The organism is Luteibacter sp. P4_E6, assembly GCF_056401535.1.
On the sequence record NZ_JBFUJE010000750.1, the window covers coordinates 1 to 1505 of the forward strand.

2 pseudogenes are annotated in these 1505 nt (G+C 62.2%); both read left to right on the forward strand.

Annotated elements, in window-relative coordinates:
- A pseudogene (locus AC1DT2_RS23105) lies at positions 1–877 on the forward strand (hypothetical protein); the annotation flags it as partial.
- 28 nt (positions 878–905) lie between these two features.
- Positions 906–1505 (forward strand): annotated as a pseudogene (locus AC1DT2_RS23110) (hypothetical protein); the annotation flags it as partial.

Here is a 1505-nt window from a genome sequence, read left to right on the forward strand (position 1 = left end):
CAACTACCTGCCGGCGGCCCTAATGTTCTGGCCCCTCGGACTTGCGCTGTGCAGAGTCCACCGCCCCGCCGCAGGCATTGCCATCGGTGGATTGGTAATCGTCGCCATGGGTACGATCACGCTCGGTCTCACGACGCTTTGGGGCAACCCGTTAGCGCAGGCCTTGACCTGGGTAGCGGACGCCCCTGGATCTGCACGCGCGCAGGCCTACGCGGCACAGATGGAGGGTGAGGCGGGATTTCCTCGTCGCGGACTGCAGCGTGTGGAGACGCGCCGCTCCGAATTCGCGGCGGAGCCGCAGGTTGCACTTGCCATCTTGGACCTGCGCTGTCAAGTCGGGACAGTAGACGCCAGCGACATTGCATTCGCGGGCATGTCGCTGCAGACGACGCAACGCGACCCTGGCAGGCTCCTGCTCAGCTGGTTTTCTCCGGCTGTAGCGGTCGCTCAGGGAGGTTACTGCCACGGCTTGGACGACAGCGCGCTCGAGCAACTGCTAGACCACGCGACGACCAACCCGCACATAACAGCTCTCCCGGGGAGAATGCAGGACATCGAACATATCCGGGGAGAACTGGCGCTCTCCCAACGTGACGTTGCACTCGCGCGCGTGCATTTTGACGCAGCGCTGCGCCTGGCTCCTTCCCCGCAGACGGCCCTCGAGCAGGCCGCCGCGCTCGGCCGGGCGAACGCGCCGGAGCTTGCAATAGGCCACCTGGACCTCTATGCGCACCTGCCCTCCCCTCCCATACGCGGCCCGTCCACCGGCATGGCATGGGTACACGATCGAGTGCTGAGCCGTCAGAATTACTGGAATACCGAACTCTTGCACTTACGCGCTTCGTTGATCGACGCTTCGAGGAAACCTTCGCAATGATCATGCCTTCCTTGGAAAGCCGCAGCTGATGCGCCTGCCTACTCTTCGCCAGATCGGCGCGCTTCCCGCCGCATGGATGGCGCTGGCCTTGCTTGCGACGGCGATTGTCTACGCGCAAGGCCTACCGGGCGCATTTACTTTCGACGACTTTCCGAACATCGTCGATAACACCGACCTGCGCGTCACACGCGCGTCGGTTCCTGATCTGCTTTCGGCGGCATTGTCCTCACCATCGAGCGACTTCAAGCGGCCGCTTGCCTCTCTGAGCTTCGCATTGAATATCATCGCGAGCGGCGTAGATCCCGCTCCGATGAAGATCACCAACATAGTGATTCATCTGGTCAACGGTTTGCTGGTCTTCCTTATCACGCGCAGGCTGGTGGCACGCAATCCACTGCAACCGGACCAGCGCGAGAGTGGCACAGCAATCTTGGTCAGCCTGGCCTGGATGGTCTTGCCCATCAACCTAACCGCTGTCCTGTACGTCGTCCAGCGCATGGAGAGCCTCGCCAACGTGTTCGTGTTGCTCGGCCTGTATGGATACATCTTAGGTCGACAGCGAATGCTTCACAGCGGAAATGGGCGCGTGACCGCGACGACGAGCCTTATCGCTTGCACCGCGCTGGGC